Here is a 25,192-nt window from a genome sequence, read left to right as displayed (position 1 = left end):
CTGAACGCTGGACGCTGGACGCTGGACGCGCACCGGGCCGTCGGACGCCCGGCCGGTCAGGACGCCACGCCCACCGGCCGGGCCGCACCCTCGGTACTCTCGGCGCCCCCGGTCCGCTCGCCGAACAGGTCCCGGTACAGGCCCGGCCGGGAGAGCAGTTCCAGGTGGGTGCCGGAGTCGACCACCCGGCCGCCGTCCAGCACCAGCGTCCGGTCCGCGTTGCGGATCGCCGACAGGCGGTGCGACACCACGACCCGGGTCACCCGCAGCTCGCCCAGGGCCGCGTCCACCTGCTGCTCGGTCAGGGCGTCCAGGTGGCTGGTCGCCTCGTCCAGCAGCAGCAGCCGGGGCCGGCTGACCAGGGCCCGGGCCAGCGCGACCCGCTGGCGCTGGCCCGCCGAGAGGGCCGCGCCGCCCTCGCCGACCGGGGTGTCGTACGCCATCGGCAGCCGGACCACGTCCTGGTGCAGGCCCGCCACCCGGCAGGCCCGCTCCACCTCCTCGGGGGAGGCGTCCGGCCGGCCCAGCAGCAGGTTGTCCCGGATGCTGCCGCTGAACAGCCGCAGCTCCTGCAGCACCGCCCCGAAGCCGGCCCGCAGCCGGGCCGGGTCGACGTCCTGCACCCGCACCCCGTCCAGCCGCACCTCGCCCTGCTGCGGGGCGAGCAGGCCCAGCATCACCAGGCCCAGGGTGCTCTTGCCGGAGCCGGTGCGGCCCACGACGCCGAGCTTGCCGCCGGCCGGCAGCTCGGCGCTGATCCCGTCCAGCACCGGCGGCCCGTCCTCGTGGTACGCGAACCGCAGGTCGCGCAGCGACAGCGCGAGCGGGCCCGAGCCGGGCAGGTCGGCGGTGCCCGGCTCCAGCGGCGGGGTGTCCAGCACGTCGTAGACCCGCTCGATCTGGGCCCGCATGGTGGAGAAGCTCTGCGAGGCCGTCACCAGGGTCTGCACCGGGGCCAGCACCGACAGCGCCAGCGAGTTCGCGGCCAGCATGGTGCCCAGCGACAGCTCCCCGGCCAGCACGAACCGCAGCCCGAACCAGAGCAGCACCAGCGGCGCCAGCACCGCCAGCGTCGACTGGGCGGCCTGCACCCAGGCCGCGGTGCCCGCCCGGGCCGCCATCGCCCGCTGGTAGCCGTCGAACAGGCCCCGCCAGTGCCGGCGCACCCGCTCCCCGGCCCCGTTCGCCCGCACCGGCACCATCGCGTCCAGGCTCTCCACCAGGTAGCCCTGCTCCTCCGAACGCGCCGTCAGCTCCCGCTGCGCCAGCCGCCGCAGCCGGGTGTACGAGCCGAGCAGCACCGCGCCCTGCAGCGCCCCCAGCACCGCCACCGCGGGCAGGTAGCCGGGCACCAGGACGGTCAGCACCGCCGTGTAGATCACCAGCGTCGCGCCGTCCAGGGTGCAGCTCAGCAGGTGCTGGGTCAGCACCTCCCGGGTGCTGGAGACGCTCTGCACCCGCAGCAGCAGGTCGCCCCGCGAGCGCTGCAGGAAGAACCGGACCGGCAGCCGCCACAGGTGGTCGATGAAGCCCTCGGTCAGCTCGGCGTCCGACCGCACCCGCAGCCGCACCGTCAGCAGCAGCCGCAGCAGCGACAGCACCCCGTGCAGCAGCACCGTGCCGGCCAGCGCCGCAGTCAGCGCGGGCATCGCGCCGAAGCCGCCGGCCGGCAGCACCCGGTCCACCGCGACCCGGGTGGCCAGCGGCAGCGCCAGGCCCAGCACCTGGAGCAGCCCGGCGATCGCGGCCACCGAGGCGAGCATCCGCCGGTTGGCCGGCGCGGCCACGAAGTCCCGCAGGTAGCGCAGCAGCGGGGCCTGCCGCCACGGCATCCGGCGCCGCTCGAAGTCCGGCCCCGGACGCATCGCCAGCGCGATCCCGCCGAACGCCCGCCGGAACTCCGCCCGGTCCTGCCGGTACCGGCCGAGCGCCGGGTCCGCCACCCGCACCCCGCGCCGGGTCACCGCCTCCACCACCACCAGGTGGTGCCGGGCCAGCAGCGCGACGGCCGGCAGCTCGCCCAACTCCGGCAGGGCGTCCGGCCGTTCACCCGCTCCGTCCGCTCCGCCGGTCGGTGGGGGCGAGCGGTGCACCGCCACCTCCAGCCCGTACTCCCGGGCCACCCGCACCAGCCGGGTCAGCCCCACCCCGTCCCGGCCCGGGCCCAGCCGCTCCCGGCACTCGGCGACCGGCGCGTGCCGGCCGTGCGCGCCCAGCACCATCGACAGGCAGGCGGCCGCGCACTCGGTCGGGGTGAGCTGCTGCCGGAACGGCACCCGGGCCGCTTTCCGGCTCCGGGAGAGCGTGAGGCGCATGGGCGGGACTCCAGTGCTGGGGGCGCGTCGCCCGCCCGGCCGGGCGGTGCGCTCGATCCTGCGGCCCGCCGCCGCCCCGCCGCATCGTGGTTTCCCGCACTCCCCGGCCCGCGGCCGGACTGCGGGATTCCCGGATCCGCCCGCCGCCCGCCCCCGGCCAGGATCGGCCCCGGCGCCGCGACCGCGACGCCGACCGACGAGTCCCATCGGAGGACCCCGTGCAGGACGACCTGTTCGCCACTGACGAGCTGCTGGCCGGCTACAGCACCTACACCGCGCCCGAGGAGCTGGTCGCGGCCGGTGCCGCCCCGCAGATCATCGGCACCATCACCATGACCGAGACCGGTCTGACGATCCTCACCCCGGAGACCTCGGTCACCAGCATCCCCTGCTACCTGGCCTGATCCCGCGCCGGGGCGAACACGGTGCCGCACACCGCCGCGGGTGTGCGGCACCGTTCCGCCCGGCGCGGCCACCAGCCGCGCCACTCTGTCCGTGACGCCGCCCGACCCGAGGGGAAGACCCGCGATGCCCGCTCCGGCCACCGGCCGCACCGTCCTGGAACCGCCGCCGCTCGCCGCCGCGCCGGAGGTCGCCGACCTGCTCGCCGAGCTCGGACTGGGCGCCCTGCTGGAGGAGCAGGCCGGGGCCTACCAGGGCCGCAACGACAACTGGTTCGGCCCCACCACCGGCGGCGGCCGGGTGTTCGTCAAACGGCTCGGCGGCCGCGACGTGCCGCAGCGGCTGGCCCGGATGGCCCGGTTCGACCGGGTGCTGGCCCGGGCCCGGCAGGACGGCGCCCCGCTCGGCTGGGACACCCCCGAACTGCTCGGCGTGCGGGCCGACACCGCACTGGTGGTCTTCGCCCACCTGGACGGCGCCGAACCGCTCTGCGACCTGGCCCCCGACGGGGAACTCCCCGCCGACCTGGCCCGCGCCCTGGGCCGCACCCTCGCCGAGGTGCACGCCCTGCCCCGCCCCGACGACGCCGACGCCGAGCCCGACGAGGAGCCCGGGCCGCCGGCCGGCCCGTCCCGGCTGGGCTTCCTGGACTTCCTCAGCGAGAAGGCCTGGCAGGCCGCCAGCGCCGCCGAACTCGAACTCTGGGCGCTGCTCCAGCACGACACCGAACTCGCCGCCGCCGTCCGCACCCTGCTGCACGGCGACGCCGGGACGCCCGTCCGGGTGCCCAGCCACGGCGACCTGCGGCTCGACCAGTTCCTGCGGCACGACGGCCGGCTGCACCTCACCGACTGGGAGGAGTTCCGGCTCGCCCCGCCCGAACGCGACCTGGGCAGCCTGACCGGCGAGTTCGTGCACCGCGCGGTCCGCCGCCTGGCCACCGGCCTGGACGAGGACCCCGCGCTCGACGACCCGCGGGCCGCGCACGCCGCGATCATGCGGCAGGGCCGGCTCGCCCTGGAGGGCATCCGGCCCACCGTGCGGGCCGTCCTGGCCGGCTACCGGGCGCACGCCCCCGCCCCCGTCGACCTGCACCGGGTCGCCGCGCTGGCCGGCTGGCACCTGTTCGACCGGATCCTGGCCGGCGCCCGGCACGCCAACCGGCTGCACCCCCTCGACCGGGCCCAGGCCGGCATCGGCCGGACCCTGATCCTCGCCCCGCAGCGCTCCGCCGCCGCGATCGGACTCACGGAGGCCCCCTGATGCCCGCCCCGACCACGACCGCGCCCCTCCCGCCCCCGGCCGGCCTCCCCCCGCTGGCCGGACCGGTGGCCGACCTGCTCGACACCGTCGTCCTCACCCCCGGCACGGTCGCGGTCGGCGAGCGCAGCTTCGACCTGGAACGGCCGGAGCACGCCCGCACCGTGCTGCGCGACGCCCTGTACGAGTCCTGGCACGCGGGCATCGTGCCGCCCCCGCCGGACGCCCGGCGGCCCGGCCGCCCGCGCGGCGGCGGCGACCTCGAACGCACGCTGATGCGGGCCGTCCCGCACCGGCGCACCCGGGTCACCGCCACCGTGGTCGGCCCCGCCCCGGCCGTCCCCGGGGAGCTCCCGGCCGTGGTGGTCGCGCACGGCGGCGTCCGGCTGGCCGTCCCGGTCACCGCCGTCACCGCAGTCGCCGCCGTCAACGCCGTCAACGCCGTCAACGCCGTCAACGCCTCCGACCCGGCGGCCGAGGGCGGCACCGTGCTGGCGGCGGGCAGCACCGTGCTGGCCGACGTCCCGGCGCTGCGCCCCTGGCTGTCGCCCGGCTTCCTGCTGGTGCACGGCTCGGCGGGCGGCGCGCAGCCGGCCGGCGGGCTGCTCCGGGTCTACCTGCACGTGGCCCGGCCGGAGGCGGCCGAGGCGGTCTGGACGGCGGTGCTCGGCGCGCTGGAGGCGGACGGCGTCCGCTACCAGGCCAAGATCCTCTCGGAGCCCCGGCACTACCCCCGGCGGGACGCCATGGTGGTCTACCTCGGCGCCGGGCAGGCCGCTGCCGCGCACACCGTGGTGGCCGCCACGGCCGGCCTCCGGGGCGGCGAACTCGCCCCGGCCGCCTCGGTGTTCACCGCCCCGCTGGCCCCCGGCACGGCCCTCGCCTGGGAGCCCGCCGACCCGCGGCCGGGCCGCCGCGGCCTCAGCTTCGGCCAGCACCGGGCCGCCGCCGTCGCCGACGGCCTGCTCGACCACCACCGCGACCCCGGCGCCGGCACCAGGGCCGAGGCCGTCGCCCGGGCCATGCACCGGGCCGGCATCCGCCCGGACGCGCCCGAGCGCAACCGCTGACCGCCCCCGCCGGCGGCCCCCGTCGACCGCCCCGCCCGGCGGCCTCACTCCGCCGGGCGGGCCAGCTCCTCCGCCAGCGAGCGCTGGAACGCCGTCACCAGCGCCTGCACCACCATCGGCTGGATCCGGTCGGTCAGCTCCCGCATCCGCTCCAGCTCCGCGGGCGCCGGGCCGCTCTCCCGGTACGGGCGCCACACGGTGTCCCGGAACAGCCGGTGCAGGTCGTGCGCCGTCGCCCGGCTGTGCAGCCGCACCACCGCCCGGGCCGCCAACAGCGTCTCCAGCGGGATCGGCACGTCCAGCACCCGCACCCCCAGCGGCAGCAGGCCCGGGTCGACCTTGAACACGTCCGGGTCGCCGGTGCGGTGCAGCGCGCCCATCGCCGCCAGCGAGTCCAGGTCCGCGTCCGACAGCGCCCGCCCGGCGCGCCGCTCCACCTGCTCCCGGCTCGCCTCCTCGGCCGACTCCGGCGTCCAGGACGCCACCAGCGCCCGGTGGATCGCCAGGTCCAACTCGCCGATGTCCTGCGGAAGTTGCGCCAGGTAGCGGTCGATCGCGGCCAGCGTCAGCCCCTGCCGCTGCAACTCCTCGATCAGCTCCAGCCGCCCCAGGTGCTCCGCCCCGTACCACCCCACCCGCCGGGCCCCCAGCTCCGGCGGCGGCAGCAGCCCCTTCGCCCCGTAGAACCGCAGCGTCCGCACCGTCACCCCGGCCCGGTCCGCCAGCTCCTCCACCGTCCACCGCGGCCCGTCGACCACACCCGACCCCTCACCCAGACCCCACTGTGACACCGGCAGTGTCGCACCCGCCGCCGCCCCCGCACCAGGACACCCGGGGACGGCCGGCGCGGGCCGAGCGGGGTCCGGTCAGCCGCTGGTGAGCAGTTCGGCGTGGTGGCGGCGGGTGACCTCGGGGTGGGCGCGGCTGTAGCCCTTCAGCTCGTTGGTGCCGAACTCGGCGTGCAGCGGGTTGGTGGGGTCCCGGGTGATGCCGGGGGCGTGGTGGGCGTGCGGGAAGTCGAGCGGGGTGATGTGGGCGTCCAGGCGCGGGTTGTAGAAGAACGGGACGGAGAAGCGCTCGCGGGCGCCGGGCGGGGAGAGCACGCGGTGGGAGGTGGCCTTGAGGTAGCCGTCGGTGGCGACCTCCAGCAGCTCGCCGAGATTGACGACGAAGGCGCCGTCCAGCGGGGGGACGTCCAGGAAGGTGCCGTCGGGGCGTTCGACCTGGAGGCCGCCGACGGTGTCCTGGAGGAGCAGGGTGATGAAGCCGTAGTCCTTGTGGGTGCCGACGCCCTGCGGGGGGCCGTCGGGGGCGCTGCCCGGGTAACGGACCAGCTTGAGGTGCAGGTGGGGGTGCGGGGCGAAGGCGTCGTCGTAGAAGTCGGGGCGGGCGCCGATCGAGGCGAGCAGCTCGTGCAGCAGGCGGCGGCCGACGCCGTCGAGGCGGTCGATCCAGTGCAGGGCGGCGGTGCGCAGCCCGGGCAGGGCGGCGGGCCACTGGTTGGGTCCCTCCAGCCACCAGTAGGCGGGCTCGCCGGGGGCCGGGACGTGCGGCGGCAGTTCGGGGCCGATGTCGAGCTGGTCGCGCCAGTCGCGGCGGCCGCCGGTGCGCTCGTCGCCGGTGCGGGTGTAGCCGCGGAAGTGCGGGGAGTTGAGGTTGCTGACCGCCAGCCGGTCGGCCTCGGGGAGGGCGAAGAAGGCCCGCATCGCGGAGGTCAGCGCGGCGGTCTCGGCGGGGGTGACGCCGTGCCCGGTGAGCTGGAAGAAGCCGACGCCGGTGGCGGCCGCGCGCAGGTCGCGGTGCAGGCGTTCCCGGTCGGCGGGGGTGCCGTCGGCGAGCGAGAGGTCGATGACGGGGAGGGAGGTGGGGTGCTGCTGCGTCATGGGGGTGCGTCCGCGGTGGTGAAGACCCCGGCGGGGACGGCGGATCACGCCGGACGGGCCGGGGAGACGGGGGCCCGCGCGTCCCGGTGGGGGAGGGCGGGGGCCGGAGGGGAGGGGTGAGGTCAGCCGGAGCGTCGACAGGACATGCTCGTGACGCGGAGCAGGTCCACGTGGCGACGGCTGACGAGTAGGAGCACCCCCCCAGGCTACAACCCCCCGCCCGGAAGCCCCCGGACGGCACCGGCGGCGCCGCGGGGCCCGTCAGTACCCGGTGGCTCCGTCGATCCGTTCGCGCAGCAGGTCCGCGTGCCCGTTGTGGCGGGCGTACTCGGCGAGCAGGTGCACCAGGATGCGGCGCAGCGACACCGGCTGCCCGGTGGCCTTGTGGGTGCCGGTGGCGTCCAGCGAGGGCGCCTCGGCGACGATCCGGCGGGAGGTCTCGACCTGGGCGCGCCAGGTGGCCAGGGCCTGGTCGAAGTCCCCGTCGAGGCGTTCGAAGTCCTGCTCGGGGTCGTCGTCCGAGTAGTACACCAGCGGCCGGGACTCGTCCCCGGCGAACTGGATCTGCAGCCACCACTGCTCGACCCCCGCCAGGTGCCGGACCAGCCCGTGCAGGGTCAGCCCGGACGGTGGCACCAGGAACTCCGACAGCCGCTCGGTCGGGACGCCCGCGCACTTCAGCGCGAAGGTCTCGCGGTGGAACTCCAGGTAGGAGAGCAGGATCTCCCGCTCGTCGCCGACCAGCGGCGGATCGGCCCGGCCCGCGGTGCCGGCCCAGGCGGGCGAGAAGTTCTGCGGCGAGGTGGTGGGTTCACTCATCGGGCCAGCCTGTCAGCTGCCTGTGACAGCGCCCGGACCGGACGCGCCGGACGCGCCGGGAGCGCCGGGAGCCGTCGCGGGGGCGGGCCCGGGATCCGTCGCGGGGGCGGGCCCGGGATCCGTCGCGGGGGCGGGCCCGGGGACCGGGACCGGCGCGGGCCGCGCGGGTTTCACAGCGTCACCACCAGCTTCTTCGCGTGCACTCCGCGCTTCAACTCCCGCAGGGCGTCGGGGATCCGGTCGAGGCCGTGGCCGACGACGGCGGCGTCCGGTGCGGCCCGGTAGGCGCCGGTGGCCAGCGCGGCCGGCAGGAAGCCGGTGTAGACGGCGGGCCCGACCTCGTTGTCCTTCAGGGTGCCGCCCCAGACGCCGCTGACCCGGACGCCGCGTCGGCGCGCGCGCAGGGCCGGGAGGCGGACGAGGACCGCGGGCTGGGTGGAGGCGATCCGCCCGCTGCCCGTCGCGCGGGCCGCGATCGGGACCGTCCGGCGCAGCGAACCGGCCCCGATCGCCAGGGTGCCCGCGAGCGGGCCGCCGTCGAGCAGTTCCAGGACCCGCTCGACGGCGTCGGGGGCGGTGCGGTCGACGGCGTGCGCGGCGCCCAGGGCGCGGACGTGGTCGAAGCCGGCCGGCGAGGCGGTGGCCACCACCCGGTAGCCGGCATTGCGGGCGAGCTGGATCGCGTTGCTCCCGACGCTCGTCGCGCCGCCCCAGACCAGCACCGTCTCCCCACGGTCGGCGGGCCGGGCGGAGGGCAGCGCGAGGCCGAGGTGGTCCTGCTGGAACAGGCCGGTGGCGGCGGTCGAGAGGGCCAGCGGGAGCACGGCCGCCCGGGAGAAGGGGAGCGTGTCGGGCAGCGGGGCGACCATGTGCTCCAGGAGCACGGTGTAGTGCTGGAAGGCGCTCTCGGCCGGGCGGTTGCGGGACTCGTCGACGCCGAACGCGTGCCCGAGGACGCGGTCCCCCGGGCGCAGCCGGGTCACGCCCGGGCCCGTCTCGACGACCTCGCCCGCGACGTCCGAGCCCACGACGGCGGGGAAGGCCAGCCAGGGCAGCGCCAGGCGGTACAGGAAGCCCGGGAGGCCGTCGATCGGGTTCACGGCGACCGCCCGCACCCGGACGACGACCTCGCCCGCCGCCGGGGGCGTGTAGGGCGCGGGGCCGACGGTGAAGGGCGCGCTCCGCTTCAGCAGCCACAGCGCGGTGTTCGGGTGGGTCATCTGGGGCCCTGCTCCCTGGAGTTGGCGGTCCGGTACGTCGGTGTCCGACACCCAGAGACTAGGCAGTGCCTAGAAACTAGTCAATGACTAGTTTTGAGTAGGATGAGGCCATGTCCCACCGGCCCTTCCACCACGGCAACCTCCGCGCCGTGCTGCTCGAACAGGCGGAGAAGGTGCTCCGCGAGCGCGGACTCGACGCGCTCTCCCTCCGCGAACTGGCCCGCGAGGCCGGCGTCAGCCACGGCGCCCCGCGCAGCCACTTCCCCGACCGGGGCGCCCTGCTCGACGCGCTCGCGGAACGCGGCTTCCTGCGCCTCGCCGACGAGATCCGCCGGGCCGCCGCCCGGGCCCGCGACGACCTCGCCCCCGACCGCACCCCCGACGCCGCCCACGACCAGGTGCGCACCCTGCGTGCGGCGGCCCGGGCGTACGTGGAGTTCGCCGTCCGGGAACCGGCGCTGCTCGACCTGATGTTCACGACGAAGGCCGAAGAGCCCTCCGCGGCGGTGAGCGGCGCCGCGGAGCGCCTGTTCGCCGCCCTGGCCGACCTCATGGCCGCGGGCGTCGCGTCGGGCGCCTACCCGGCGTCCGACGTCGGCCGGCTCTCCCTCCTCCTGTCCGCGACCGTCCAGGGCGCCTCGGCACTCGTCACCTCCCGCCGGATCACGCCCGCCCAGGGCGAGGCCCTCGTCGACGACGCGATCGCCCTCCTCCTCGCCGGAGCGGCAGCCGGGGCCTGACCGGCCGCCGGGCCGCGCTCACGGGCGCTCCGGCTGTTCCGGGTGCGGGTCCCGGTCGGCCGGGGCGGGTGCGCCGGTGCGGCGGGCGGCGTCGGCGGTCGCGTCGTACCCCTCCTGCGGGCCGCGGACGTCCGGGTCCGGCTCGCGGGTCGGCCGGACGTCGGCGGCCCGGTCCCCGTACCGGCGGTCGCCCTCGCCGCTCCGCCGGTCCGTGCTGCGGTCCGCGTTCCGGTCCTCGGGTGCGGGGTCGCGGCGTGCGGTCATCGGTGCCTCCTCGGGCTCGGGATGTGCGGTCCCGGCCTCCCGGCTACCCGTCCGGCCGCCGCGCAATCCGCCCGGCCGTTCCGCCGCGTCCGGCCGATGCGCCGCGCCCGCCGTGCCCGGCCGTTCCGCCGCGTCCGGCCGTTCCGCCGTGCCCGGTGGGCCGTCAGTGCGAGACGGCGAGCTGGACGGCGTGGTGGCGCGGGGACTCGATCTCCTCCAGCAGGGCGACGGCCAGGTCGGCGTGCGAGATCCGGCCGGTGCCGGTGACGGTGCCGACCGCGCTGGTGTACCGGCCGGTGGCCGGTGCGTCCGGGGTCAGGTCCATCGGCGGCACGACCATCAGCCAGTCCAGCGGGCCCGCCTCCGCGGCCAGCAGCTCGAACTCGGCGACGTGGCCCTGCGAGAACGCCCGGTACTCGGCCGGGAACTGCGGATCGTCCATGATCCGCACGCCCGGCGCGGTCTCCAGCGTGGTGGCGATCCCCAGCACCAGCAGCCGGCCCACCCCCGCCCGGCCCAGGCCGTCCAGCAGGGCCCGCGCGGCGGCGGTGAAGTGCTCGACGGACGGGACGTCGAGCCGCGCCGTGGCGTTGACCGCCGCGTCGTGCCCGGCCGCCGCCGCGGCCACCGCCACCGGATCGGTCGCGTCGCCCCGCACCACCGCGACCCCCGCCGCCGCGGCCAGCTCCGGGTGTCGGTCGGGGTCGCGCACCACCGCCGTGACGGCGTGCCCGCGCCGCACCGCCTCCGCGACGGCTGCCCGGCCGACCCGCCCGCCCGCGCCGAAAACCACGATCCTCGCCATGCGTCCTCCTCGGTCCGTACCGACGCCGCAGACGGTAGGACGGGCACCCCCGGTTACTGCAACGGAACCGGCCCCGACGGCGGCTATCGTCGGTGCATGGCCATTCCCCGGGACGCCGTCGTGTTCGACCCACACTGCGCGCGCAGCTCGCCGATCCGGATCGGCGACAAGTGGTCCGGCCTGGTGCTGCGCTGCCTCCAGGACGGCCCGCACCGCTTCACCGAACTCAAGGCCCGGCTGCGCGGCGTCAGCCCGAAGGTCCTCACCGAGACGCTCCGCGCCATGGAGCGCGACCACTGGCTCACCCGCACCGACCACGGCGGCAACCCTCCGCACGTCGAGTACGCCCTCACCGCCCTCGGCACCTCCCTGCTCGACGTCCTCGACACCGCCTGCGACTGGGCCCGCGCCCACCTCGCCGAGAACTGACCCGCCCGTCTGCTGACGGTTCGTCAATTCACTTGTGTACCAATGGGTTTGCAGAATCATCGGGGCGGAGCTCGCGGCGGTACACCTGCCGGGAACCGCCCTCCGGCCCCGGGGCCGCGGGCTCGGCGGGGGAGAAGCCCAGCCGCTCGTAGAAGACCCGGGCGCCGCCGGCCGTCGCGCCCGGATGGTCCGCACCGAACGTCACCACCTCCACCGTCCGCACCTCCGCCGGGCAGCGGGCCAGCGCCTCGGCGACCAGGGCCCGACCGATGCCCAGGCCGCGGGCGGCGGCGTCCACCACCAGCCAGTGCAGGTGGCAGACCGGCGGCCGCCGGCCGACCAGCAGACCGCCCAGCAGCCCGGCCCCACCGACGGCCACCAGGGCCTGGCCGCAGGCGAGTTGGCGCTCCACGGCGGCGTGGAAGCCCGGTTCGCCGACCATCGGCCCGAACCACTGCTCGACCTGCCCGGCCAGCCGCACCAGCCCGGCCGCGTCCGGCGGCCGCCCCGTCCGCACCCGCACCCGCCCGTCCATCTCCCGCTCCCCTCCGCGCAGTCGGCGCGACGCGCGCCGACGTGCTTGACCCTGACCCGCGGGTCAAGGGCTAGCTTTCCGGCACCTGCCGTCCGGTACTCCCCGAGGAGCCGTCCATGAGCGTGCCCGAAACCGTCCGCGAGATCCACCTCGCCCGCCGCCCGCAGGGCCGTCCGGTCGCCGCCGACCTGGTGGTGGTCGAGACGCCCGCCCCGAAGCCCGCGGCGGGTCAAGTCCTGCTGCGCAACCGGTGGTTCCTGCTGTTCGCCGGGCTGGCGACGCTGCTCGGCGACACCCCGCCGGGCACGCCGTTCCCGCCGATCGAACCCGGCGACACCCTGTTCGGGCCGGCCGTCGCCGAGGTGGTCGACGCCCCGGCGGGCAGCGGGCTGCGTCCCGGCGACCTGGTCGTCCACTCCCGGGGCTGGCGCGAGTACGCGGTGGCCGACCTGGCCGAACTCACCCCGCTGGTCGATGAGTTGGCCGATCCGGCGGCCCACCTCGCGCCCGGCTCGGTCGGCTACGGGGTGCTCACCCGCACCGCGCCGGTCCGCCCCGGCGACACCGTGCTGGTCACCGGCGCGGCCGGAGGCGTCGGCACCCTGGCCGGCCAGACCGCCCGGCTGCTCGGCGCGGGCACCGTCATCGGCACCACCGGCTCCCCGGCCAAGGCCGAGCGGCTGCGCGAACTCGGCTACGACGCCGTGCTGGTGGACGAGCGGACGGGCGACGGGCCCGGCCGCGCCGAGCGCTTCGCCCGGCAACTCGCCGAGGCCGCGCCCGACGGCATCGACCTGCTGATCGACAACGTCGGCGGCCACCAGGCCGAGGCGGCCCTCGCCGCCACCCGCCCCGGCGCCCGCGCCGCCCTGGTCGGCGTGCTCTCCGGACAGCTCGGCGACACCCCGTCCGCGCACCCCCCACTGCGCCTGGACGCCTTCCAACTCATCATCAAGGGCGTTCAGTTGATCGGCTGCGGGAGCGCCGGTCAGGCCGAGGCGGAGGCCGCGTGGCGGCCCCGCTTCGGCGAGTGGCTGCGGGAGGGCCGGATCGCCTTCCCGCACGTCCGGGTGAGCGGCCTGGAACGGGCCCCGCAGGCCTTCCAGGAGATGGCCGAGGGCCGGTACTTCGGCACGGTGCTGGTGGAACTGGGCGAGGCCCCGAGCTGAGGCCACCTCCTTGGGCAAACCGTTGACCCTGAAGGTAGTTGACGGCAGGTCCGGGGAATGGGTACCGACCGGGGAGGCGTTGTCACGGTCGATGGCGAAGGGGGACTCATGAGCACTGTGCCACCACCACCGACCGACCCGCCGGAGGCGCGGCCGACTCCCGCGCCGACGCGCTGGCCCGAGGCGATGAACGGCGTGGCGAGCCTGATCTCGGCCGGAACGGCCCTGCTCGGCCTGGTGCTCGGCTTCTTCGTCCTGCCGGCCGCCGGCGTGCCGTCCCCGGTCGCGCCGAACGCCACGACCACGGTGGCCGTGCCCGGCCCGGTGACCACGGTCACCGCGACGGCCACGGTCACCGCGGCCCCGCAGGGTGCCGGCGGCTCCTCGGCGTCCGCTTCGGGAGGCCCGTCCGGGGCGGTGCTCCTGCGGGACGTGCCGGTGCTCCCGGAGAGCTTCAACCCGCTGAGCGCCCACCAGGCGACGCTCGACGGCAAGTCCCAGGACGACGCGGTGACGGCGGTGTCCTACGCCAACGCGGGCGGCGTCCGGACGTACTACAACCTCGGCCGCGGCTACCGGAAGCTCACCGGTCTCCTCGGGCTGGACGACAGCTCCCGGAACATGGAGACCGACGTCTCGATCGAGGCCGACGGGAAGCGCCTGCAGTTCGTCCACCTCTCGCTCGGCAGGACGACGCCGATCGACGTGGACGTCACCGGCGCCCTGCGGCTGGCGATCACCTGCACCGCCCCGAGGTCGTCCAACGGCATCGAGGGGCCCACGGTGGTCTTCTCGGGCGCGACCCTGTCCTGAGGAGCGTGCGGATGCGGATCGGGGACGCGGCAGCCGCCGCCGGAGCCACGCCCAGGGCGCTGCGCCTGTACGAGCAGCGCGGTCTGCTGCCGCCGCCCGCCCGCAGCACCAGCGGACAGCGCTGCTACGACAGTACGGACGTGGCCCGGGTCCGGGTGATCCGCACCCTGCTCTCCCTCGGGCTGACCATCGAGGACCTGCGCGGCCACGCCGAGTCCTTCGACCTGCTGGCCGCCGACCCGGCCCGCCGCTGCGCGGGTGCCTCCGGCGGGCCGGTGGTCCGGCGCCGCCTCGCCGCGCTGGACGCCGAGATCGCCCGGCTCACCCGGCTGCGGGCCGCGCTCGCGCACGCCGCCGGTCCGGCCGCGGGGTGAGCGGCCGTCAGGCGCCGCGGTGCCGGGGCGGGGATCGGCTGACGGTCGGTCAGGATCCGCCGTGGTACCGGGCCAGCAGGACGGCCTCCCGGCGCAGCGCCTCGTCGCCGGTGCGGTCGGCCGCGGCGAGCAGGTGGCCGGGGTAGGCGGACTGCAGGTCGGGGCGGTGCGCCAGCAGCCCGTACACGGACCAGAGCAGGTGCTCGCGGGTCAGCGGGCCGGGGCGGTGCGCCGGGTACCAGACGTCGTCGAAGCGGGGGCGCAGCGCGGGGTCGGTGAGCAGGGTGAGCAGCCGGTCGAGGTGGCGGACCGGCAGGTCGGGGTCGTGGCCGGCGGAGGCGTGCACGGCGGCGACGTACAGCGCGGGGTGGTCCTCGGTGAGGGTCTCGGCGAGGACGGCGCGGGCGCCGGTGGTGGCGGTGCCGGCCAGCGCGAGCAGCAGGGAGAGCCGGACGGACGGGTCGGTCTCGGTGCGCCACAGGCCGAGCAGGCAGCCTGGGTCGGGGGCGAGCGGCAGGGCGGCGCGGCGGACCGCCGGGTCCGGGTCGGTGAGCAGCGGCAGGGCCCGGGAGCGGTGCCGTTCGGGCAGGTCGGGGGCGGCGGTCAGCAGGCGGGCCAGCAGGGCGGTGAGCGGTCCGCGGGCGGCGCCGGTGGCGGGGTCGGCGGCCAGTGCGAGCAGGAACGGCAGGGCGACGGGGGTTGCGGACGGGACGGGCCGCCCGGGTTCGGGGATCAGGCAGTACAGCAGTTCGCAGTCCTCGGGGCGGCCGCCGTCGGGCCCGGCGGCGGCCAGCCGGTGCAGCACCCGCGGCACCATCGTCGCGGGGCTGGACCAGTGCGCGGTCTCCAGCCCCTCCCACCGCGTGGCGTCCAGTTCCGTCAGCGGGATTTCCGTGGTCATGCGCTCCCCCGTACTCGGCCGTGCCCCGTGAAGATCACGGACATTCTGGGGCGGAGCCGTCGCGCTGTCGTGGGGATTTTCCGCCCGGGACGAAAACTTTGCCGAGGCGATGCGGGGGAGTGATGGAGGGTCACGGAAGGGATCGGCCCGGTGGCCGACCGTCGCCGTGACCTGCGTTTCCGTGGTCCGGCGGCGACGGTCGGTGACTCCCGTTCGGTGACTCCCGTTCGGTGACGCCCGATCAGTGACGCCCGGTCAGGCGTCGGCGCGCGCCCCGACGTACGCGGCGAGGTGACGGCCGGTCAGCGTGCTGCCGTCGGCGACCAGCGCGGCGGGGGTGCCCTCGAAGACGATCCGGCCGCCGTCGTGGCCGGCGCCCGGGCCGAGGTCGATGATCCAGTCGGCGTGCGCCATCACCGCCTGGTGGTGCTCGACCACGATCACCGACTTGCCGGAGTCGACCAGCCGGTCCAGCAGGCCGAGCAGCTGTTCGACGTCGGCCAGGTGCAGTCCGGCGGTCGGCTCGTCCAGCACGTACACGCCGCCCTTCTCGGCCATCTGCGCGGCCAGCTTGAGGCGTTGGCGCTCGCCGCCGGAGAGCGTGGTGAGCGGCTGGCCGAGCGTCAGGTAGCCGAGGCCGACGTCGGAGAGCCGCTTGAGGACGGTGTGCGCGGCGGGCGTGCGGGCCTCGCCGGCGCCGAAGAACTCCTGGGCCGCGTCGACGGACATCGCCAGCACCTCGGCGATGTTCCGGCCGCCGAGCCGGTACTCCAGCACCGCGGCCTGGAAGCGCCTGCCCTCGCACTCCTCGCAGACCGTCGCCACCCCGGCCATCATGCCCAGGTCGGTGTAGACCACGCCCGCGCCGTTGCAGGCCGGGCAGGCGCCCTCCGAGTTGGCGCTGAACAGGGCGGGCTTCACCCCGTTCGCCTTGGCGAAGGCCTTGCGGATCGGCTCCAGCAGGCCCGAGTAGGTGGCCGGGTTGGAGCGCCGCGAGCCCCGGATCGGGCTCTGGTCGATCGCCACCACGCCCTCCGGCACCCCGCCCGCCAGCGCCTTCCCGCTGACCAGCGAGCCGTGCACCAGCGAGCTCTTCCCGGAGCCCGCCACGCCCGTCACCACCGCCAGCACGCCCAGCGGCACGTCCACGTCGACCTTGCGCAGGTTGTGCGCGTCGGCCCCGCGGATCTCCAACACGCCGGTGGGGGTGCGGACTTCGGGCTTGAGCGCGGCCCGGTCGTCGAAGTGCCGGCCGGTGACGGTGCCGCTGGCCCGCAGCCCGGCCACGGTGCCCTCGAAGCACACCTCGCCGCCCGCCGAGCCGGCCCCCGGGCCGAGGTCGACCACGTGGTCGGCGATCTCGATGGTCTCCGGCTTGTGCTCCACCACCAGCACCGTGTTGCCCTTGTCGCGCAGCTGCCGCAGCAGCCCGTTCATCCGCTGGATGTCGTGCGGGTGCAGGCCGGTGGTCGGCTCGTCGAAGACGTACGTGACGTCGGTCAGCGAGGAGCCCAGGTGCCGGATCATCTTCACCCGCTGCGCCTCGCCGCCGGACAGCGTCCCGGCCGGGCGGTCCAGCGACAGGTAGCCGAGGCCGATCGCGGTGAACGAGTCCAGCAGCTGGCGCAGCGAGGCCAGCAGCGGGGCCACCGTCGGCTCGTCCAACTCCCGCACCCAGGCGGCGAGATCGCTGATCTGCAGGGCGCAGGCGTCGGCGATCGAGACGCCCCTGATCTTGGAGGCGCGGGCGCCCGGACCGAGCCGGGTGCCGTCGCACTCGGGGCAGGTGGCGAAGGCGACGGCCCGGTCCACGAACTCGCGGACGTGCGGCTGGAGGGCGGCCCGGTCCTTGGCCAGCATGGACTTCCGGATCCGCAGCACCAGGCCCTCGTAGGTCATGTTGATGCCGGCGATCTTCATCCGGACCGGTTCCCGGTACAGGAAGTCGTGCCGCTCCTGCTCGCCGTACGCGTCGATCGCCTTGTCCGGGTCGACCAGGCCGGACTCGGTGTACAGCCGGTAGTTCCAGCCGCCGGGCTTGTAGCCGGGGATGGTCAGCGCGCCCTCGTTCAGCGACTTCGCGCCGTCGTACAGCTGCCCCAGGTCGATGTCCGAGACGCTGCCCCGCCCCTCGCAGCGCGGGCACATCCCGCCGGTCCGCCCGAACGTCCGCTCCTCGGTCGTCGTGCCCTCGCCGCGCTCCACCGTGATCGCGCCCGCGCCGGACACCGTCGGCACGTTGAAGGAGAACGCGGGCGGCGGCCCGAGGTACGGGTCGCCGAGCCGGCTGAACAGGATCCGCAGCATCGCGTTGGCGTCCGTCGCGGTGCCCACCGTCGAGCGCGGGTCGGCGCCCATCCGCTGCTGGTCGACGACGATCGCGGTGGTCAGGCCGTCCAGCACGTCCACCTCGGGGCGGCTCAGCGACGGCATGAAGCCCTGCACGAAGGCGCTGTACGTCTCGTTGATCAGCCGCTGCGACTCCGCCGCGACCGTCCCGAACACCAGCGAGCTCTTGCCCGAGCCGGACACCCCGGTGAACACCGTCAGCCTGCGCTTGGGCAGTTCCACGCTGACGTCCTTCAGGTTGTTCACCCGGGCCCCGTGCACCCGGATCAGGTCGTGGCTGTCCGCCGGGTGCCGCCCGTCCGCACCGCTCGCCGCCGCCGTGCCGCTCATCGTCCTCGTCCCTCCGTCCGGCGGCGCCCGTGGCGACCCCGCGGCCCCGATCCAACCACCGGGAACCGACGGGCAGCGGTTCTCGTCACCATAAAGCGCGGGTAAAGTGACCGGCCGAACCACCCGGGAGGCACCCATGCGGACACAGAAGCGGACGGCGGACCGGAGCCGGTCGGCCACGCCGGTGGCCCCGGGAACCCCGCTGGCCGCCGCCGCCCTGGCCGTGCTGGCGCTGCTCACCGCCGCCGCCCCGGCGACCGCCGCCGACCCGACCGCCGGGCCCACCGCCGCGACCGCGCCCGCCGCGCCCGCTGCCTCCGGCTCCGCCTCCGCGCCCGCTGCCTCCGCGCCTGCCGGCTCCGCGCCCGCCGCCTCCGCGCCCGCCGCGACTGCACCCGCCGCCGGCTCCGCGGCCGGGCTGCTGCCCGCCGAGGCCACCCAGGCCGAGCGGTTGGCCGCCGAGCTGCGCAAGGACCCGGTCTACATCTCCGCCGACCAGCCGCGCCAGGTGCCCCGCTCGCTCGGCCCGGAGTTCGCCGCCGTCGCCCGCCGGACCGGCGTCCCCACCTACGTGCTGGTGCTGCCCGACGCCGACCGGACGCTGCTCGCCCAGGTGCACGACCGGCTCGGCGCCGACGGCCTGTACGTGCTGGTGCAGAAGTACGGCGGCCTGACCGTCTCCACGTTCGGCGTCGACCTCCCCGCCGAGGACGCCGCCCGGATCGCCAACCACGTCACCCCGTACGACGCCGGGCCGCTGGCCGGGTTCACCGTCTTCGCCGACAAGGTCGTCCAGGGCAAGGACCGGGTCGCCGCCGAGGTCGAGGCGGTGTACCGGGACCACGGCGACCTCCCCCGGACGTACATCTCCGCCACCGACCGGCAGAACCAGAACCTGACGCTCGGCCTGGCCGTCGTGGTGCTCCCCGGCCTGCTGCTCGCCCTCGGCCTGCGGCTCTCCCGCCGCCGCGGCCTCCCGCGCCCCACCGAACCGGCCCCCGCCGCGCGCCGGCCCGGGGCCGTCGACCTGGGCAAGCAGCCGGCCGTCGCCCTCGCCAAGGCCAAGAACCCCGCCGCCAAGGGCCCCGCCGCCAAGGGCCCCACCGCCAAGAGCCCCGCGAAGAGCACCGTCGCGAAGAACCCCGAGAAGAAGGCCGGGCAGCCCGCCCCCGCGCCGCTGCGCCGCACCGTGCTCGTGGTGACCCTGCTGGCCACGGTCGCCGCCGTGCTCGGCGTGGTGCTCGCCGCCCCCAAGGTCTTCCCGCAGACCCTCGACGACCCCGACCTCACCGTCACCCAGGCCGACCTGGACGCCCGCACCACCGAGGCCGCCGCCGCGCTCGCCGCCGACGGGATCTACCAGGACCCCTCCGCCCCGACCGCGCTGACGCCCGCCCAACTGGCCGCCGTCCGGCAGCGGACGGCCGAGCTGGCCGCCAAGACCCCGGTGTACCTGCTGTTCACCGGGTCCGACAGCGACGACGAGAGCGGCGGCAGCAGCACCACCCTGCTCGCCCAGGTGCACCAGCGCACCGGCCGGGACGGCGTGTACGTGCAGGTCGACCCGGTGGGCGGCTACTTCGAACTCGCCGAGTTCGGCCCGGCCGGCACCGACGCCCCCACCCGCTTCCGGCGCGCCGACCTGCGCTACCCCGACCGCAGCACCGCCTCCGACGACCTGCGCATCCCGGACCGGCTGAACAGCGTCCTGGACACCGTGGCCGCCGCCCAGCCGACCGGCGAACCGGCCTACGGCAACGGCCCCACCGCCCTGCCCGAACTGCGCAGCAACAAGCTCCCGCCGCTGTTCAGCAGCGACTTCGGCCCCGGCCTGATGCTCGGCTTCATGCTGTACGGCGTCCTGCTGCTGCTCGCCTGGGCCGCGATCGCCGTCACCCGGGCGGTGGTCCGCTCCCGGCGCGTCCTGGCCGCCGACCCGACCCCGCAGCACGCCGCCACCGGCCCCCGGCGCACCGCCGCCCAGCCGTCCGCCCGCCAACTGCGGGCCTGGGCCGCCGAGGACACCCGGGCGCTGGCCGTCCGGCTCGCCGCCGCCGACCAGGACGCCCCCGGCCGGACCCGCGCCTGGGACTGCCTGGACGCCGCCGAACTCCTGCTCGGCGAGGACGGCGGCCGCACCGCCGACCCGTCCGACCTGGCCGCCGCCACCGCCCTCGCCCGGGCCGGGTTCGACGCCCTGCACGGCAGCCGGGAGGCCCGGCTGTGCCGGCTCAACCCGCTGCACGGCGCGGCCGACGGCGGCAAGGTCCCGTCCTGGTTCCCCGTCGTCGACCTCGGCACCGGCACCGCCCGCCTGTGCACCGACTGTCGGGACGCCCTCCAGCGCGGCGGCGCCAACCGCCCCGCCGCCGACCGGACCGCCCGCCGCGCCGAGGCCGACAAACTGCTGCTCCGGGTGCCCGGCGCGGACGGCCGCACCGAGGCCACCGTCTGGGACCGGTCCGGCCAGGTCCTGCCCGCCGCGCTCGAGAACCTCGACGCACTCGTCCTCAGGGCCAGGGAGTCCGCCAGTGTCCAGTGACCGCACCACCATCGCCGCGCCCGCCGCGCCCGCCGCGCCCGCCGCGTCCGCCGCCCCGCGCCACCGCCTGCTGCCGGGCCTGCTGGCCGCCCTGCTGCTGGCCTGCGCCGCCCTGCTCGGCACCGGCGCCCCGGCCCGCGCCGACGCCACCCCCGCCACCACGGCGACCGGCGAGAGCATCGCCGCGGCGCTCAAGACCTCCCCGGTGTACGTCGACCCGGCCTTCGCCGCCGCCGTCACCCCCGCCCAGCAGCAGCAGATCGCCGAGCAGATCGCCGCCACCGGACTGCCGATCAAGGTGGTGCTGGTGCCGCTGCAGCAGGGCGACGCCTTCGGGGGCCGCGCCAAGGGGCTGTCCGCCGTGGTGCAGGAGCGCCTCGGCCAGTCACCGCTGATCATGATCACCAGCGACGACTACGGCAGCTGGCTGAACGGCTACGAGTGGCCCTCCGACACCCACCAGGTCCGAGACTCGGCCAACGCCGTCAGCCTGCTCAAGGAACTCAAGGACGCCGGCCTGGCCGCCAAGGTCGGCCGGGCGATCGAACTGATCAGCACCGGCAAGGGCACCGAGGTCTACAAGGCCGAGGCCGCCCGGGTCGACCGCGAGTACTCGGCCCGCCCGCACACCGACGACACCGCCGGCGCCCCCGGCTCCTCCTCGTCCTCCACCGGCCTGTTCGCCCTCGCCGCCGTCCTGGTGCTCGCCCTGGTGATCGGCGCCGCCCTGGTCGCCCGCAGCCGCCGCCGCCCCCGCCACACCGCCTTCACCTTCCCCGACGCGGTGTTCGCCGCCGACCGGGCCGCCGACGAGGCCGGCCTGCGCCGCCAGGCCGCCGACGAGGTGCTCGCCCTCGGCACCCTCCTGGACGGCGCCGACGGCAGCACCACCCCCGGCCTCGGCCGCGCCCTGGACGCCTACGACGCGGCCGGACGGGTCCTGGATGCCGCCGACGGCCTCCCCGACCTGGCGGGCGTCCTCGCCCTGGTCGCCGAGGGCCGCGCCGCGCTCGCCACCGAGCCCCGGCTCCCGCTCTGCTTCTTCGACCCCCGCCACGGCACCGCCGCCCGCCGCACCACCTGGCGCCCGCTCGGCCGCCGCGAACGCGTCGACGTCGCCGTCTGCGAGGACTGCGCCCAGGCCCTCAAGGCCCGCCGCTCCCCCCAGGTCCTCGCCGTCCGCGACCAGGGCCGCACCGTCCCCTACTTCGAAGTCCCCGCCGACCGCAGCCTCTGGGCCGCCACCGGCTACGGCTCCCTCCTCTCCGGCCCCGACGACACCCTCGCCGCCCGCGTCACCACCGGCGCCTTCACCCGCACCACCAACCGCCGCCGCCCCACCGACCCCGAGGACTGACCCCTACCCGGGCAGCCCCCACGGCCGACCGGCCCCGGCCACGTCCTGCCCCGGCACGGCCTCCGCCGCCACCCCCCGCTCGGCCAGCCGCCCGCACAGCCAGGCCGCCTCCGCGGGCGTCCCCGCCAGCCCGTCCCCCGCCAACTGCCGCAACAGCCCCGCCGCCTGCGGCAGCGTCACCGGCCAGGCCGCCCGCAGCACCCGCAGCACCGCGCCCCGGTCCGCCCCCGGCCCGACCAGCCGCACCAGCACCGGCCCGTACCGCTCCAACAGCGGCCCGCGGACCCAGTCCGGCGCGTCCTCCCCGCCGAACCCCAGGCAGCCGCCGTCCCCGCACGCCCCGCACCGGAACTCGGCGTCCCACCCCAACCGCCCACCCCGCACCACCTGCCCGACCTCCCGCCGCCCCCACGCCCCACAACCGCACAGCACCGCGACCTCCGCACCCCAACCCGCCACCTCGCCCCTCCCGTCCACCCCGGTATCTTCCCCCGTAGGAGACGCCCACCGACGGAGGCCCCGATGGAACTGGCGGACCGCACCCTGGTCATCACCGGCGCCGGCCGCGGCACCGGCCGCGCGCTCGCGCTGCGGGCCGGGCGGCTCGGGGCCCGCCTGCTGCTGGCCGCGCGGAGCGCGGAGACGGCCCGCGAGGTCGCCGCGGAGGTCGCCGCCGACAGCGGCGCGAACGCCGAGGGCCTGGCCTGCGACCTGGCCGACCCCGCCTCGGTGCGGTCCTTCGCCGCCGCGGTCGCCGCCCGCACCGACCGGGTCGACGTCCTGGTCAACAACGGGGCCCGCTACCTGCACGGCGCCGACCTGCTGGACGCCGACGACACCGCGGTCGCCGACACCATCGCCTCCGCCGCCACCGGCACCGTCCTGATCACCCGTCACCTGCTGCCGCTGCTGCGCGCCTCCGCCGCCGCCGACGTGGTCAACCTGGTCTCCTCGGTCGCCGAGCCGCGCAACCACCGCTCCGCCGCCCATCCCGCCTTCTACGCCGCGAAGGCCGCCCAGGCGGGCTTCGCCGACGTGCTCTCGGCCCGTCTGCGCCCCGAGGGCATCCGGGTGATCTCGCTCTACCCGCCCGACTTCACCGACGCCGACCCGCTCGCACCCTCCTGGCACACCGCGCCCCGCACCGCCGCCGACCCGCTCACCACCCAGTCGGTGACGGACTGCGTCCTGTTCGCCCTCGCCCAGCCCCGGGACTGCTTCATCCGCTCCTTCCAGTTCGAACAGCTGTAACAGCCGCGCCCTGAAACCGGTTGCCCAAGGCGGGGATCGACTGTGCATCAGGTTGACGCCGACCGCGCTCAACCCGCCACGTACTCCACGGTCTGCATCATGCCGAGGTCCTCGTGGTGCAGTTGGTGGCAGTGTGCGATGGCCCGGCCGGTGAAGTCCTCGTAGCGGACCAGGAAGGTCACCGACTCGCCGGGGTGCCCGCCCGCCAGGCCGACGGTGTCGTGCCAGACCGGCGGGTCCAGCCGGACGCCGTTCCGGTGGGTGACCAGGAACGGGTTGGTGTGCAGGTGGAAGGGGTGGTTGAAGCCGGGGGAGGTCTCGCCGGTGCGCACCGTCCAGCGTTCGGTGCGGCCCAGCGGGAGCAGGTGGTTGACGTAGTCGGGGTCGTACAGGCCGTACGCCGGGTCGTGGCGCAGGTCGCCGCCGGGGCGGGCGGGCGGGGTGGGGTGGCTGCCCAGGACCCGGAAGGCGTCCGGGAACGGCTGCGGGAAGACCCCGGGGTCGACGTGGAAGACCACCTCCCGGTCCGGGCCGGTCACGTCCCGCTCGTCGAGGGGCGGGCGGCCCGGCGGCAGCGCGGCCGGCAGGCCCATCGGCGGGTCGACCGGCGCGCCCGCCACCTCGACGGTCAGCAGCGGTTCCGGCACCCGCTCGGCCCGCAGCTCGTACCGCCCGGGCGCGCCGCCCCGGACCAGGACGTCCACCCGGTTGCCCATCACCAGTTCCACCGTTCCCGCGGCCACCGGCGCGGGCAGCGTCACCCCGTCCTGGGCGATCCGGTGCATGGTCAACTCACCTGCCGGTCCGGTGAGTCGAAGCTTCAGTGCGGTGAACGCGGTGGCCCCGACCAGCCGCCACCGCTGCACCTCGCCGGGCCGCAGCGCCAGCACCGGGTTGACCGCGCCGTTGACGGTGAACACCGACGGCACCCCGGTCAGCCAGGCTCCGGAGGTGAACGCGGGCACCCGGCCGTCGCGCAGCTTCAACTCGTTGACGCAGACCACCACGTCGGCGGCGGCCCGGATCTCCGGCACCTCGTCGACGTCCCCCTCCACCACGATCACCCCCGCCAGGCCGCCCGCGAGCTGCTCGGCGGTCGAGCCGTGCAGGTGCGGGTGGTACCAGTACGTCCCGGCGGGGTGGTCGGCCGGGACGTGCACCACCGTGCGGTAGTGCGGCTCCGGGTCGCCCGCCGCCGCGCGCGGCGCGAACTCCCGCAGCACGTTGTCGGCGTGACCGGACGGGGAGACGTGCATCCCGTGGGTGTGCAGGTTGAAGCTGTTGGGGCGGTGCGGCATCCGGGGCCCGTGGTCGGACCCGGCCGGGTTCGGCGGCAGCCCGTTGACGTGCGTGAGCAGCAGGGTGTCCCCGGCCCGCACCCGCAGCGTCGGCCCCGGCAGCGCCCCGTTGTAGGCGCGGGTGGTGATCCGCCCGTGCCCCGGCACCTCGACCTCGGCGAACCGGACGTCCAGCACCTGCTCCAGCACCGACGGCACCCGCCCCGGCACCGGCCGCCGTCGCACCGTCACCGGCTGCGGGAACCCTCCCGCCGCCGTGATCCCCGCCGCCGCGACCCCCGTCCCCGCCCCGGCCGTTCCCGCCACCGCCGTGAGACCGGCGACGGCGGCCGCCCTGAGCACTGTCCGCCGGCTGATCGAGCCACTGTCTCCCATAGCCGGGCAATCTATGCCAAACCGGACGAGTCGCCGAGCCCGCCGCACCGCAGGCCCGCACTCGAACATCGTTGCTACGGCCACTCGGTGACCGCGGGCTCGCGCCCCGGGAGCGCCCAACTCGGCCACGCACGAGCCGCGTTCGACGTAAGAGTCGACGCCCGGTCGGCGGCCGGCCCCGCCCCCGGCCTCACCCCCGCAGCGGCTTCCGCCCCTCCCCGGGCGGACCGGCGAACGCCTGGGCGATCGGCAGCCAGGCCCGCGCGGTGGCGCCCTCCGCCGTCAGTGACAGGTCGTCGCGGTGCCGGCGCTGGGTGACCAGCAGGCAGAAGTCCAGTGCCGGTCCGCTCACCCGGTCGGTCGCGTCCTCCGGCCCCCAGCACCACAACTCCCCGCCGGGGGAAAGCAGTTCGAACCTGATCGGCACCTCCGGCGCGGGCCGCCCGTGCGCGGTGAACGCGAAGCCGACGGTCCGCACCCCGAGGTGCGCGACGTGCCGCAGGCGGTCGGTCGGGACGCGTTCCACTCCGAGCCCGTCCGCGATGTCCTGCCCGTGCGCCCAGGTTTCCATCAGCCGCGCCGTCAGCATCGACCGCGCCTTCATCGGCGGCCCGAACCACGGCACCCGCACCTCCGGCGACACCCCCGCCAGCGCCTCCGCGACCTCCGCCCGCCCCGCCCGCCACCGCCC

Annotated in this window: 24 protein-coding genes and 1 pseudogene; 11 read left to right on the top strand and 14 right to left on the bottom strand. The window is 76.4% G+C overall.

Translation table 11 applies throughout. The annotated features are described in order from the left end of the window. Positions 1–56: 56 nt before the first annotated feature. Positions 57–2,315, bottom strand: coding sequence for a peptidase domain-containing ABC transporter (locus tag IH44_RS0124980; protein WP_051817284.1), 2,259 nt, complete (start codon positions 2,313–2,315; stop codon positions 57–59). Positions 2,316–2,533: 218 nt separating this feature from the next. Between IH44_RS0124980 and IH44_RS0124975 the strand changes: the two genes are divergently transcribed. The 3 genes from IH44_RS0124975 (at position 2,534) to IH44_RS0124965 (ending at position 5,047) form a co-directional block, all read left to right on the top strand. After that, on the top strand, positions 2,534–2,719 hold the full coding sequence (locus tag IH44_RS0124975) for an LxmA leader domain family RiPP (RefSeq protein ID WP_030461957.1): 186 nt from the start codon (positions 2,534–2,536) through the stop codon (positions 2,717–2,719). A gap of 124 nt (positions 2,720–2,843) precedes the next feature. Continuing rightward, the gene (gene lxmK, locus IH44_RS0124970; RefSeq protein WP_030461956.1) at positions 2,844–3,980 is read left to right on the top strand and encodes a class V lanthionine synthetase subunit LxmK; all 1,137 of its coding nucleotides are present in this window, start codon (positions 2,844–2,846) and stop codon (positions 3,978–3,980) included. Continuing rightward, positions 3,980–5,047, top strand: a complete 1,068-nt coding sequence (locus tag IH44_RS0124965) for a T3SS effector HopA1 family protein (RefSeq protein WP_051817283.1) — start codon at positions 3,980–3,982, stop codon at positions 5,045–5,047. The genes lxmK and IH44_RS0124965 overlap by 1 nt, the downstream gene beginning before the upstream one ends. A gap of 44 nt (positions 5,048–5,091) precedes the next feature. Here the strand turns inward: IH44_RS0124965 and IH44_RS0124960 are convergent, their stop codons facing one another. The 5 genes from IH44_RS0124960 to IH44_RS0124945 all read right to left on the bottom strand — a co-directional run bounded on the left by IH44_RS0124960 (position 5,092) and on the right by IH44_RS0124945 (position 8,969). Next, positions 5,092–5,805, bottom strand: a complete 714-nt coding sequence (locus tag IH44_RS0124960) for a MerR family transcriptional regulator (protein WP_030461954.1) — start codon at positions 5,803–5,805, stop codon at positions 5,092–5,094. Positions 5,806–5,913: 108 nt separating this feature from the next. Further along, the gene (locus tag IH44_RS0124955) at positions 5,914–6,930 is read right to left on the bottom strand and encodes an isopenicillin N synthase family oxygenase (protein WP_030461953.1); all 1,017 of its coding nucleotides are present in this window, start codon (positions 6,928–6,930) and stop codon (positions 5,914–5,916) included. Positions 6,931–7,052: 122 nt separating this feature from the next. Next, positions 7,053–7,127 (bottom strand): putative leader peptide, encoded by a 75-nt coding sequence (locus IH44_RS49765; RefSeq protein WP_354644872.1) that lies wholly within the window; start codon positions 7,125–7,127, stop codon positions 7,053–7,055. 64 nt (positions 7,128–7,191) lie between these two features. After that, positions 7,192–7,749: a DinB family protein gene (locus IH44_RS0124950; RefSeq protein WP_030461952.1), complete on the bottom strand. Its 558-nt coding sequence runs from the start codon at positions 7,747–7,749 to the stop codon at positions 7,192–7,194. A gap of 170 nt (positions 7,750–7,919) precedes the next feature. After that, positions 7,920–8,969 (bottom strand): zinc-binding alcohol dehydrogenase family protein, encoded by a 1,050-nt coding sequence (locus tag IH44_RS0124945; protein WP_030461951.1) that lies wholly within the window; start codon positions 8,967–8,969, stop codon positions 7,920–7,922. A gap of 110 nt (positions 8,970–9,079) precedes the next feature. Here IH44_RS0124945 and IH44_RS0124940 point away from each other — a divergent pair, with 110 nt between their 5' ends. Then, positions 9,080–9,709, top strand: a complete 630-nt coding sequence (locus tag IH44_RS0124940; RefSeq protein ID WP_030461950.1) for a TetR/AcrR family transcriptional regulator — start codon at positions 9,080–9,082, stop codon at positions 9,707–9,709. Positions 9,710–9,727: 18 nt separating this feature from the next. Here IH44_RS0124940 and IH44_RS0124935 read toward each other — a convergent pair whose 3' ends face one another. Both IH44_RS0124935 and IH44_RS0124930 read right to left on the bottom strand, forming a co-directional pair. Beyond that, entirely contained in the window at positions 9,728–9,973 is a 246-nt protein-coding gene (locus tag IH44_RS0124935) for a hypothetical protein (RefSeq protein WP_030461949.1), read from the bottom strand. A gap of 163 nt (positions 9,974–10,136) precedes the next feature. Continuing rightward, positions 10,137–10,778, bottom strand: a complete 642-nt coding sequence (locus IH44_RS0124930) for an NAD(P)-dependent oxidoreductase (protein ID WP_030461948.1) — start codon at positions 10,776–10,778, stop codon at positions 10,137–10,139. Positions 10,779–10,874: 96 nt separating this feature from the next. Here IH44_RS0124930 and IH44_RS0124925 point away from each other — a divergent pair, with 96 nt between their 5' ends. Continuing rightward, complete coding sequence (locus tag IH44_RS0124925) at positions 10,875–11,207, top strand: helix-turn-helix domain-containing protein (RefSeq protein ID WP_030461947.1); 333 nt, start codon at positions 10,875–10,877, stop codon at positions 11,205–11,207. Positions 11,208–11,235: 28 nt separating this feature from the next. Here IH44_RS0124925 and IH44_RS0124920 read toward each other — a convergent pair. Then, positions 11,236–11,793 (bottom strand): annotated as a pseudogene (locus tag IH44_RS0124920) (GNAT family N-acetyltransferase); the annotation flags it as partial. A 65-nt stretch (positions 11,794–11,858) separates the two neighbouring features. Between IH44_RS0124920 and IH44_RS0124915 the strand changes: the two are divergent. The 3 genes from IH44_RS0124915 to IH44_RS0124905 all read left to right on the top strand — a co-directional run bounded on the left by IH44_RS0124915 (position 11,859) and on the right by IH44_RS0124905 (position 14,098). After that, the gene (locus IH44_RS0124915) at positions 11,859–12,911 is read left to right on the top strand and encodes an NADP-dependent oxidoreductase (protein WP_030461945.1); all 1,053 of its coding nucleotides are present in this window, start codon (positions 11,859–11,861) and stop codon (positions 12,909–12,911) included. A 108-nt stretch (positions 12,912–13,019) separates the two neighbouring features. Next, a complete protein-coding gene (locus IH44_RS0124910) occupies positions 13,020–13,724 on the top strand; it encodes an NPCBM/NEW2 domain-containing protein (RefSeq protein WP_157852455.1) in 705 nt (234 codons plus the stop codon). 11 nt (positions 13,725–13,735) lie between these two features. Next, positions 13,736–14,098, top strand: coding sequence for a MerR family transcriptional regulator (locus tag IH44_RS0124905; RefSeq protein ID WP_030461943.1), 363 nt, complete (start codon positions 13,736–13,738; stop codon positions 14,096–14,098). Positions 14,099–14,147: 49 nt separating this feature from the next. Here the strand turns inward: IH44_RS0124905 and IH44_RS0124900 are convergent, their stop codons facing one another. Together IH44_RS0124900 and IH44_RS0124895 are read right to left on the bottom strand one after the other, a co-directional pair. Next, positions 14,148–14,999, bottom strand: coding sequence for a hypothetical protein (locus IH44_RS0124900; protein ID WP_030461942.1), 852 nt, complete (start codon positions 14,997–14,999; stop codon positions 14,148–14,150). A gap of 255 nt (positions 15,000–15,254) precedes the next feature. Continuing rightward, on the bottom strand, positions 15,255–17,678 hold the full coding sequence (locus IH44_RS0124895) for an excinuclease ABC subunit UvrA (RefSeq protein WP_035956292.1): 2,424 nt from the start codon (positions 17,676–17,678) through the stop codon (positions 15,255–15,257). A 136-nt stretch (positions 17,679–17,814) separates the two neighbouring features. Here IH44_RS0124895 and IH44_RS49470 point away from each other — a divergent pair, with 136 nt between their 5' ends. Together IH44_RS49470 and IH44_RS0124885 are read left to right on the top strand one after the other, a co-directional pair. Further along, positions 17,815–20,220, top strand: a complete 2,406-nt coding sequence (locus tag IH44_RS49470; RefSeq protein ID WP_035956290.1) for a hypothetical protein — start codon at positions 17,815–17,817, stop codon at positions 20,218–20,220. Next, the gene (locus IH44_RS0124885) at positions 20,210–21,577 is read left to right on the top strand and encodes a hypothetical protein (RefSeq protein WP_063759677.1); all 1,368 of its coding nucleotides are present in this window, start codon (positions 20,210–20,212) and stop codon (positions 21,575–21,577) included. Before IH44_RS49470 ends, IH44_RS0124885 begins: the two co-directional genes overlap by 11 nt. A 3-nt stretch (positions 21,578–21,580) precedes the next feature. On the opposite strand, the gene IH44_RS43050 is transcribed toward IH44_RS0124885, so the two are convergent. Continuing rightward, the gene (locus IH44_RS43050) at positions 21,581–22,054 is read right to left on the bottom strand and encodes a hypothetical protein (protein WP_051817282.1); all 474 of its coding nucleotides are present in this window, start codon (positions 22,052–22,054) and stop codon (positions 21,581–21,583) included. A 45-nt stretch (positions 22,055–22,099) separates the two neighbouring features. Between IH44_RS43050 and IH44_RS0124875 the strand changes: the two genes are divergently transcribed. Next, the gene (locus IH44_RS0124875; RefSeq protein WP_030461937.1) at positions 22,100–22,828 is read left to right on the top strand and encodes an SDR family oxidoreductase; all 729 of its coding nucleotides are present in this window, start codon (positions 22,100–22,102) and stop codon (positions 22,826–22,828) included. 68 nt (positions 22,829–22,896) lie between these two features. Here IH44_RS0124875 and IH44_RS49465 read toward each other — a convergent pair whose 3' ends face one another. Both IH44_RS49465 and IH44_RS0124865 read right to left on the bottom strand, forming a co-directional pair. Continuing rightward, the gene (locus IH44_RS49465; RefSeq protein ID WP_198545033.1) at positions 22,897–24,501 is read right to left on the bottom strand and encodes a multicopper oxidase family protein; all 1,605 of its coding nucleotides are present in this window, start codon (positions 24,499–24,501) and stop codon (positions 22,897–22,899) included. A gap of 190 nt (positions 24,502–24,691) precedes the next feature. Continuing rightward, positions 24,692–25,192, bottom strand: a 501-nt coding sequence (locus tag IH44_RS0124865; RefSeq protein WP_030461935.1) for a TIGR03084 family metal-binding protein, incomplete at its 5' end; no start/stop codon positions are given.

Origin of the sequence: Kitasatospora sp. NRRL B-11411 (assembly GCF_000721345.1) — a bacterium.
GTDB lineage: Bacteria > Actinomycetota > Actinomycetes > Streptomycetales > Streptomycetaceae > Kitasatospora > Kitasatospora cineracea.
This window is presented reverse-complemented; position numbering and strand designations above follow the sequence as displayed.